The organism is Empedobacter sp. UBA7494, assembly GCF_002478465.1.
GTDB classification, from domain to species: Bacteria; Bacteroidota; Bacteroidia; order Flavobacteriales; family Weeksellaceae; genus Empedobacter; species Empedobacter falsenii_B.
The window spans coordinates 1-9280 of the sequence record NZ_DLOC01000016.1; the positions used below are offsets into that span (position 1 = coordinate 1).

At 30.7% G+C, this 9280-nt stretch carries 9 protein-coding genes; 6 read left to right on the top strand and 3 right to left on the bottom strand.

What is annotated here, in order from left to right; all coding sequences use genetic code 11:
- The first annotated feature begins 71 nt into the window (after positions 1-71).
- From B4E95_RS01690 to B4E95_RS01705, 4 genes are all read left to right on the top strand, one after another.
- Positions 72-461: a hypothetical protein gene (locus tag B4E95_RS01690; protein WP_125349731.1), complete on the top strand. Its 390-nt coding sequence runs from the start codon at positions 72-74 to the stop codon at positions 459-461.
- A 9-nt stretch (positions 462-470) separates the two neighbouring features.
- Positions 471-1607 carry a glutathionylspermidine synthase family protein gene (locus tag B4E95_RS01695; RefSeq protein WP_291089437.1) on the top strand — a complete coding sequence of 379 codons (1137 nt, stop codon included), beginning with the start codon at positions 471-473 and terminating at the stop codon, positions 1605-1607.
- A 242-nt stretch (positions 1608-1849) separates the two neighbouring features.
- Positions 1850-2509 carry a DUF4240 domain-containing protein gene (locus B4E95_RS01700; RefSeq protein ID WP_291062769.1) on the top strand — a complete coding sequence of 220 codons (660 nt, stop codon included), beginning with the start codon at positions 1850-1852 and terminating at the stop codon, positions 2507-2509.
- The gene (locus B4E95_RS01705) at positions 2509-3513 is read left to right on the top strand and encodes a hypothetical protein (RefSeq protein ID WP_291089440.1); all 1005 of its coding nucleotides are present in this window, start codon (positions 2509-2511) and stop codon (positions 3511-3513) included. The genes B4E95_RS01700 and B4E95_RS01705 overlap by 1 nt, the downstream gene beginning before the upstream one ends.
- 49 nt (positions 3514-3562) lie before the next feature.
- Here B4E95_RS01705 and sucD read toward each other — a convergent pair whose 3' ends face one another.
- The 3 genes from sucD to B4E95_RS01720 form a co-directional block, all read right to left on the bottom strand.
- Positions 3563-4432: a succinate--CoA ligase subunit alpha gene (sucD, locus tag B4E95_RS01710; protein ID WP_038337297.1), complete on the bottom strand. Its 870-nt coding sequence runs from the start codon at positions 4430-4432 to the stop codon at positions 3563-3565.
- Between the two features lie 166 nt (positions 4433-4598).
- Positions 4599-5525: a UDP-3-O-(3-hydroxymyristoyl)glucosamine N-acyltransferase gene (locus B4E95_RS01715; protein WP_114999484.1), complete on the bottom strand. Its 927-nt coding sequence runs from the start codon at positions 5523-5525 to the stop codon at positions 4599-4601.
- A gap of 88 nt (positions 5526-5613) precedes the next feature.
- On the bottom strand, positions 5614-6396 hold the full coding sequence (locus B4E95_RS01720) for an META domain-containing protein (protein ID WP_286496022.1): 783 nt from the start codon (positions 6394-6396) through the stop codon (positions 5614-5616).
- 163 nt (positions 6397-6559) lie between these two features.
- Between B4E95_RS01720 and dnaG the strand changes: the two genes are divergently transcribed.
- Positions 6560-8506 (top strand): DNA primase, encoded by a 1947-nt coding sequence (gene dnaG / locus B4E95_RS01725; RefSeq protein WP_291062763.1) that lies wholly within the window; start codon positions 6560-6562, stop codon positions 8504-8506.
- 247 nt (positions 8507-8753) lie between these two features.
- A complete protein-coding gene (locus tag B4E95_RS01730) occupies positions 8754-9245 on the top strand; it encodes a septal ring lytic transglycosylase RlpA family protein (protein ID WP_219035263.1) in 492 nt (163 codons plus the stop codon).
- Positions 9246-9280: the final 35 nt, after the last annotated feature.

The following is a 9280-nucleotide window of genomic DNA, read 5'->3' on the forward strand; positions in this document are numbered from 1 at the left end:
TTACGCACAAACAATATACACCTACCGATTCTACCAAAATTCCTATTTACGTAACTATTCAATAATCTATCATGAATAAAAGAGAAAAAAGAGCAAGTAAAGTCGTGACTTTAGTGTTAATTTCGTCGGTTCTTAGTTCGTGTATGAATCGTGAAGAAGCGCCTGTTACAAACAATGCACAAAAGGTATATATGCGTGCAGATTCTACTGCACCTTACACAGATGTCACGTCAAATTATTCGTCGCATTCTGGTGGTTCGCATCACGGCGGAATGGGAAGTTCGTTACTGTGGTTTATGGCTTTTCGTAGCTTAACTGGTGGCGGAATGGGCTATGCAAGTCAAGGTTTGCATCAACAATCTAATGTCGGAACAAACGCGGCAAAAGCGCAAGCGTATAAAAGTCAAACTGTTCGCGGTGGATTCGGAAAATCTGCTTCTTCTCGTTCAGTTTCATCTTAAACTAATTTTATGCAATTAAAAAGAATAAAAGCGGACGAAAACTGGCAAAAAAGGTTAGAAAATATCGGCTTTGGTTATCATACAGACGAAAATAAACAAACCTATTGGGTAGAAGATTATTACTATTCTATTTCGGAAAAAGAAGCGGATAAAATCTTTGAAGCGACAAACGAATTGTGGGGAATGTGCTTGAATGCTGTCGAACATGTGATTCTAAATAATCGTTTGGACGAATTTAAAATTCCAAAATTTATTCAACCTTATTTGATTGATACATGGGAAAATGATGCGCCAAGTATTTATGGACGTTTTGATTTTGCATATGATAATGATCAATTGAAAATGTTAGAATTCAATGCTGATACGCCAACTTCGTTGTTCGAATGTGGTGTTGTACAATGGCTTTGGATGGAAAATTATTTTGGAGAAACGAAAGATCAATTCAATTCTGTTCATGATAAATTAATTGAAACATGGAAAATGTTAAAACCTTATTTGAAAGGTGAAACCTTACATTTTTCTTGTGTAAGAGAATCGTTAGAAGATTTGACGAATATCGAATATATCAGAGATTGCGCGATACAGGCCGGAATTAATACCAAATTAATTTATGTAGACGAAATCGGTTGGAATAATGTCAATTTTGTTGATTTAGAAGAAGAACCTATTACAGATATTTTCAAACTTTATCCGTGGGAATGGATGATGGACGAGTTGTTTGCATACAACATCAAAAATGATGAAATCAACGCAAATTGGATAGAACCTGTTTGGAAAATGATTCTTTCGAACAAAGCTATTTTACCAATTTTATGGGAATTGTATCCAGATCATCCATTATTATTAGAAGCTTATACAGATTCACCAAAAGAGATGAAGAATTATGTCAAAAAACCATTGTTATCTCGTGAAGGTGCAAATGTAGAAATTGTAAAAAACGGAACTATTTCGGAGCAAACTTCAGGAGAATATGACGAAGAAGGTTTTATTTATCAAGCTTTGGCTAATTTACATCATGAAGAAACAGGTTATACCATTATCGGAAGTTGGATTATTGGACAAGAATCGTGTGGAATTACGTTCCGCGAAAGTGACCAATTTATTACAACCGATAAAAGTCGTTTTGTTCCGCATATTATTGAGTAAAATATTTAAAACCAAAAAGTCTAATTCCACTTCGAATTAGACTTTTTTTAGTTTAAACAAAATCAAACAATTACCTTAAAAATTGTAAATAGTTTAAAAATTAATAGGTTTCATCATATTTTATTTATAAATTAAAAAAAGATTTTATTAAAATGTTTTATCAATTAAAGGTTTAAGAAATAAAACATTAGATAATTTTTTACGAATCAAAACCAACTTAATACAAACTAAAAAGTAGAAATATGGATTTTTTAGATGATTTGTTTAACTCTTCAACCCTTCCCACAGAGCGCATTTCGCGTATGCTCGAAGAAGATTTGTTTTGGCAAATTATAGAAAATTCTTTGCTCAATGCCATTAATTTGCAAGATCAAGAAAAGGCTTTGGCACAAGAATTAGAAGATCTAACTGCCGAGGATATTATTGGTTTTCAACTTCGATTAGAGTTCTACTCCTATTCATTACATTCGCCTGAAATATGGTGTGCAGCATGTATTATGAATGATGATACAGATCCAACACATTTCTATTATTTCAAAAATTGGATTATTTCGCAAGGACAAGAATTGTTTGAAAAAGCAATTTTGAATCCTGATTATTTAGCTGATTATTTTGACGAAGGCTTCAACGAAGATGATTTATATGAGTTTGAAGATTTTCATTTAATCGCTGATAATGTTTTCTACGAAAAATTCGAACACAAAATTATTGATTTTGTAGACAAAGAATGTTTTAAATTTTATACCGAAAAATCTCCAAAACCTGAGTTTGATTGGGATGACGAAAATTTAACCAATTTGCAAATCATTTGTCCAAGATTATTCAAAGTTTTTATCGAAGATTATCCTCCAGACGATGACGAAATGGAAGATGATTTTGATGATGAAGACGAGTTTTTGTAATGATAAAATTTAATACCCATTTTATTCCTTCAAGTGAAGATAGTGCTCTAAGGAAAATTGTCACATTAATTTCAGTAGTTGCCTATTTCTTTTTTATATTAATAGGATATAGCGCTTTCAATTATTTTTTAATTTCTGGACTTATTATAGTTCAACTTTATTTTATAATTAGTAATAGTAAAGAGTCTTATGAATTTAATAACAACAGACTTATTTATACTAATTTAATATATAAGAAAGCGATAGATTTCACAAGCTTTAGTATTACAAATGGTGAATATAAAGATTCTTATAAAAGGAAATCTAATGGACAATTAATTCAATTGTATGCTGATAATAAAATAGTTTGTCGTATTAAAGAAGTTCATAATAAATATGTGTTTGATGAGATTCTATCTTATTTAAAAACTAAATATCCTGAAATAAAAAAGAATGAAGATTTTGAAATAAGTTTTGTAGAAAAAGAATATATTATAATTACATTATTGATTTTCTCCTCTTTAATAATATTTATTTTATCTTTTAGCATAGAAAATTATCATCCTGATAAAATACAAGAATACAAAACCATTAAAGGTCATATGGCTTATCAGCCAGAAATAGATTTTAGTGGAAAAAGGAAAAATCGAAAAGAATATTTAATCTTTAAATTAAAAGAATATCATCAAATAAATTTCAATTTACAATATAAAAATTTCAATAAAATTAATGGATATGAATTTGTTAAAAAAAATCATCAAAATAATTTGATTGAATTCGAAATTTTTAAAGAGGATAATGATTACAAAATCAAAAAACTGGCACAACCTTATTTTTATTCTCATTTAAATAATAAGAAAATAATATCAATACAAGCTTTAAAATATCAAAATAAAGAGTTAATACAAATCGATTTTTCAAATAAATTTCAAGGGCGATTTGATTTATTACTAATGTGTTTAGGAGTATTATTGATTGTATTGATTACATATAATATTTATTGCATAACAAGAATTTTAAAATAAAAAAAGGAACTCAAATTTGAGTTCCTTACTATTTTGATTAAGAATATTCTTATCCTAAAACTTTTGCAACTGTAGCTCCGATATCAGCAGGAGATGCAACAACATGGATTCCACATTCTTCCATAATTGCCATTTTAGCTTGTGCTGTATCATCAGCTCCACCAACGATAGCTCCAGCGTGTCCCATTGTACGACCTTTTGGTGCAGTTTGTCCTGCGATAAATCCTACAACTGGTTTAGTTCCATTTGCTTTAATCCAACGAGCAGCCTCAGCTTCTAATTGTCCACCAATTTCACCAATCATTACGATACACTCAGTTTCAGGGTCATTCATAAATAATTCAACAGCTTCTTTCGTTGTAGTTCCAATAATTGGGTCTCCACCAATTCCGATTGCTGTAGAAATTCCGTAACCAGCTTTTACAACTTGGTCAGCAGCTTCGTAAGTTAAAGTTCCTGATTTAGAAACGATACCAACTTTACCTTTTTTGAAAATGAAACCTGGCATAATACCAACTTTTGCTTCCTCAGAAGTGATAACACCAGGACAGTTAGGTCCGATTAATGTTACATCTCTTTGATCAACATACGCTTGTACTTTTACCATATCTTCTACTGGAATACCTTCTGTAATACAAATAATTACTTTGATACCTGCTTCTGCAGCTTCCATTACAGCGTCAGCAGCGAATGCTGGTGGAACGAAAATAATAGAAACGTCTGCTCCTGCTTGATCAACAGCGTCTTTTACTGTGTTAAAAATTGGTAACCCTAAGTGAGTTTGTCCTCCTTTCCCTGGAGTTACACCACCTACTACTTGTGTTCCATATTCAATCATTTGCTCAGCATGAAAAGTTCCTTCTTTCCCTGTGAAACCTTGAACGATTATTTTTGAATCTTTGTTTACTAATACAGACATTGTGATTTTTAATTTACACAAATATAAAAGGAGTTTTGCATTTTAAAAAATATTCAATGTAAAAAATACACTAAATCTTTATTGGAATAGGACAAAAAAGGATAAGATATTTATCATAAAAAAGCCGACCAAACGGTCGGCTATAAAATATTTTCTATAGATAATTTTATTTTCTCTTGTAATCGCGAACCATTATCTCTGTGACAGCCATTTTTTTATACAATCCTCGAGCCTCTTCAGCTGGATAACCAAAATATGTTTTTCCTCCTTCCAGAGATTTACTAACTCCTGCTTGTGCTAATAATACCGCTTTTGTACCGATTGTTACACCACTTGTAATCCCAACTTGTCCCCAAATAGAAACTTCGTCTTCTACATTTACACAACCAGCAATTCCAACTTGCGAAGCAATCAAACATTTTTTACCAATAATTGTATCGTGACCAATCTGAATTAAATTATCCATTATTGTTCCTTCTCCAATAATTGTAGAAGCAGAAACTCCTCTATCTATCGTACAATTCGCACCAATTTCTACATTATTTTCGATGATAACATTTCCGACAGATTTTAAACGATCAAAACCTGTTTCACGGTTTTTGTAGTAAAATGCATCAGCTCCTAAAACTGTTCCCGAACGAATAATTACATTATCTCCGATAATTGCATAATCATTGATTGAAACATTAGAATGAATCACACAATTTTTTCCAATTTTGACATGATTTCCGATAAATGCGCCTGGCTGAATAATTGTTCCTTCACCTATTTCTGCAGAATCAGAAATTTGTTTTGTAGCAGCTTCAAACGCCATAAAATGTTGTCCAATTTTGACAAAATCACGGAAAGGATCATCAGAAATCAACAAAGCTTTTCCTTCTGGACAATCAACTTCTTTGTTTATCAAAACAATTGTAGCATTCGATTGTAACGCTTTATCATAATATTTTGGATGATCAACAAAAACTATATCTCCCGCTTCTACACGGTGAATTTCATTGATTCCTTCTACTGGAAAATTTTCGTCTCCAATAAATTTTGCATCGATAATTGATGCTATATCTTTTAATTGATGTGTTTGTGGAAATTTCATCTTTCTCTCCTTTTAAAAAGTCTACAAATATAAAAATAAAAAAGCTGTCAAAAAATGACAGCTTTAATGATTTATAAATTGAATTTCATTATTTTTTCTTGAAAACCATTGTTTTAACATCATTTGCAAACAAAACTAATTTTCCGTCTACAATTTCGTATTTATTTACATTATTAAAACGCTCTCCAAAAGCATCATAATCTACACCTTGACAAGCCATTCGCGTAGTGGCGATGTTTTTTACTGTCAATGAATTACCAACTGCTACATAAGCACCTATCAAATTATTACATCCATCATTACCAGAAACCTTGTTATTTTGAAATGTTAATCTAGGTTTTTGATTTGGGAAACGATCATCTAATGTTTTGGCACTTCTATCTTTACCAATAAATTCTTCTAATTCCCAAGAACCTGCTAAATTACCAGGACGAACAAAAGTCATGATGACAATATCTCCTTGAATTAATAATAATTTATTATCTGAAATAGAGTATTTTAATTTTCCGTTTAATTTTGAACTGAAATTAGAATCTTCTACATTTTGACAAGCTTTCATCGTAGACATCATATTACCAAATGTAATTTCATTTCCAGAAATTGTAACTCCTCCATTCAAAGTGTTACAACCATCCGAAACATTTAACATACTATTCGAAATAAAATTAAGGTAAGGAGTTCCCATTGGATAAGCTTCTGCAATAGAACCTGCCTTCATAAAATTGATTTGGCTCAACTCCCATTTTCCTAAAATAGAGTTGTTATTTGTGTTTTCAGTATTACCTATCACGTTATTAACAGTAGAACAAGATGTTAAGAATCCTGTTGCTAAAATTGCTGAAAAAGATATTTTTAAAATTGTTGATTTCATAAAATTTAATTTCAAGTTTCAGTCTAATAAACGAATATCATACCAAATCTCAAAAATGTTAAAATACATTTCTACAAAGGTTTTGAAAAGATGAAGCCAAGTAAAGAATTTGTTTTAATTTTGAGAATTAATTTGTTTACATAATTCTAAAAAATAATTCAATTTGATTTCTCAAAGAACGATAGATATAATTTTCGAAACAGCTCGTGTAGAAGAAGTTGTTGGTGATTTTGTAAACTTAAAACGTGCAGGTTCTAGCTTAAAAGGACTCTCGCCTTTTGGGAACGAAAAAACACCTTCTTTTGTTGTTTCACCTGCCAAACAAATCTGGAAAGATTTTTCTTCTGGAAGAGGTGGAAATGTTGTGACTTTTTTGATGGAAGTTGAACAATTTACTTATCCAGAAGCGTTGCGATGGTTGGCAAAACGTTATAACATCGAGATTGAAGAAGATGGTGAATATACTTTTGAGCAACAACAAGAGGAAAAAGACCGCGAAAGTTTATATATCTTGACTGATTTTGCGAAGAAATTCTTTACTAATCAATTGCATAATTCGGAAGAAGGAAATTTGATTGGATTAAGTTATTTCCGCGAACGTGGCTTTACCAAAGAAACCATCGACAAATTTGAACTTGGTTATTCACCAAAACAATGGGATGCCTTTGCTGAATATGCCTTAAAAAATGGTTATTCGAAAGAATTAATTGAAGAAGCTGGTTTAGCAACTTTCAAAGAAGATAATAAGAAATATGACAAGTTTCGCGAACGTGTTATGTTTCCTATTTATAGTTTTTCGGGACGTACATTAGGTTTTGGTGGAAGAATTTTGCGAAATGATGCCAAAGCTGCTAAATATTTAAACTCTCCCGAAAATAAAATTTACCATAAAAGTAAAACGCTTTACGGATTATTTCAGGCAAAACAACACATTACAAAAGCCGATCAATGTTTTTTGGTCGAAGGTTATACAGATGTTTTGTCGTTGCATCAAGCAGGAATTCAAAATGTAGTAGCGAGTTCTGGAACAGCGCTTACAAATGAACAAATTCGTTTGATAAAACGTTTGACAGAGAACATCATTGTGATGTACGATGGTGATAATGCTGGGATCAAAGCATCTTTCCGTGGAATTGATATGATTTTGGAACAAGAAATGAATGTCAAAATTCTTTTGTTACCAGAAGGCGAAGATCCAGATTCGTTTTCCAAAAAACATTCGACAACAGAAATCGAAGCGTATATAAAAGAAAATGCCTCCGATTTTATTCGTTTCAAGGCAAATGTTTTGTTGGAAGATGCGAAGAATGATCCTATCAAAAAAGCTGAATTAATTAGAGAAATTGTCAAATCGATTTCACTTATTCCAAATATTATCAAGCAAGAAGTTTACATTGCAGAAACTTCTAAAATTATGGAAATTCGAGAAGAAGTTTTGTTCAAAGAATTGGCTCAATTGCAAAATTCTGGCGATAAATCAACTTCTTCGTCTTCTCATATTATCGATAATGCGCGAACAAAAAAAACTGCTATTTCGGTTGTTCCGTCTACAAAGGAAGTCATCAATGTTCAACAAACTGTAGAAAATGAAATTATTAAGTTGATTATGCAATTTGGTGATTTGGAAGTTGATTTGAAGAACGAGAACAACGAGCTATATAAAACAACAGTTAACCAAGAAATCATTTCTCAATTTGATGAAAACGAACTGAGTTTGAGTAATCCGCTTTATCAATCTATTTTAGAAGAAGTGAAAGTTGGTTTAGAAAATGATGAATTGCGAACAGGAACCTATTTTTCTCGATTAACCAATCCAGAAATTGTACAGCTTGCTTCGGAAATGATGTTAGAAAAGCATAGTTTAAGCGAAAACTGGACAGTAAAACAAGGCATCAATATTAAGAAAAAAGAAGAATTTGTGCACAAAGATTTATTTGATGTTTTACTTCGCTTCAAAATTATTTACATAGATAATATGATTAAAGAATTGATGCATCAAACAAAAAATCCTGAATTATCAATTGAAGAAACGAGTCAAATTCTTCAACAAATTATGCGTTTTACTGGATTAAAAAATATCTTAAATCAACATCTTAATCGCGTCATTTAATTTAGCATTCACTTGTTAAAAAGTTAATAAATTGATTAATAATTATTTAGACAATAATTGTAAATAGTTCTTAAAAATTTTAATAAGTGACTATATTTTTAACTTATAGTTAACATTTCTTTCTAAAGCTACTAAACATAGACATTTAGGTCTCTTTTATTTTCTGAAAATCATTAGAAAAAACTATGCATGTACAAACAAAATCTATTATGCTTATTTTAGATAAAGATTCAGAAAGAACTAAAGAATGACAAAGAATATTTTAACATTATTAGTAATGCTGATGATTATCCCAATGGCTCAAGCTAAAGGAAAATCAAACTTTTCAATAGAAAATCCGTTACCAGTTACTATAACTAAAAATTTGAAACTTAATTTAATCAATAAATTTTCAGATTTTAATAAAACAGATAACACTGCGATTTCGGAAATTGTTGAAAAAGCTGGAAAAAAAGTAAGTGGAATTGTATCATGGTATGCTGATAAATTTCACGGTAAAAAAACTTCTAGTGGCGAGTTATATAACAAAAATAACTTAACTGCAGCCCACAAAACTTTACCATTCGGTACAAAAGTCAAAGTAACCAATACAAATAACGGAAAATCTGTTGTTGTAAAAATAAACGATAGAGGACCTCATACAAAATCTCGTTTATTGGATTTGAGTAAAGCAGCGTTTACTTCTATAGGTTCTATTAATGCGGGAACATTAAACGTAGAAATGGAAGTTGTAGAATAAAACAATTTTTAGATATTAAAAAAGAAAAGGATTGA

Bases quoted from the DNA above. Each gene is read 5' to 3' on its own strand.
- B4E95_RS01690 (WP_125349731.1), top strand. From the start codon at position 72: ATGAATAAAAGAGAAAAAAGAGCAAGTAAAGTCGTGACTTTAGTGTTA.
- B4E95_RS01695 (WP_291089437.1), top strand. From the start codon at position 471: ATGCAATTAAAAAGAATAAAAGCGGACGAAAACTGGCAAAAAAGGTTA.
- B4E95_RS01700 (WP_291062769.1), top strand. From the start codon at position 1,850: ATGGATTTTTTAGATGATTTGTTTAACTCTTCAACCCTTCCCACAGAG.
- B4E95_RS01705 (WP_291089440.1), top strand. From the start codon at position 2,509: ATGATAAAATTTAATACCCATTTTATTCCTTCAAGTGAAGATAGTGCT.
- sucD (WP_038337297.1), bottom strand. From the start codon at position 4,432: ATGTCTGTATTAGTAAACAAAGATTCAAAAATAATCGTTCAAGGTTTC.
- B4E95_RS01715 (WP_114999484.1), bottom strand. From the start codon at position 5,525: ATGAAATTTCCACAAACACATCAATTAAAAGATATAGCATCAATTATC.
- B4E95_RS01720 (WP_286496022.1), bottom strand. From the start codon at position 6,396: ATGAAATCAACAATTTTAAAAATATCTTTTTCAGCAATTTTAGCAACA.
- B4E95_RS01730 (WP_219035263.1), top strand. From the start codon at position 8,754: ATGACAAAGAATATTTTAACATTATTAGTAATGCTGATGATTATCCCA.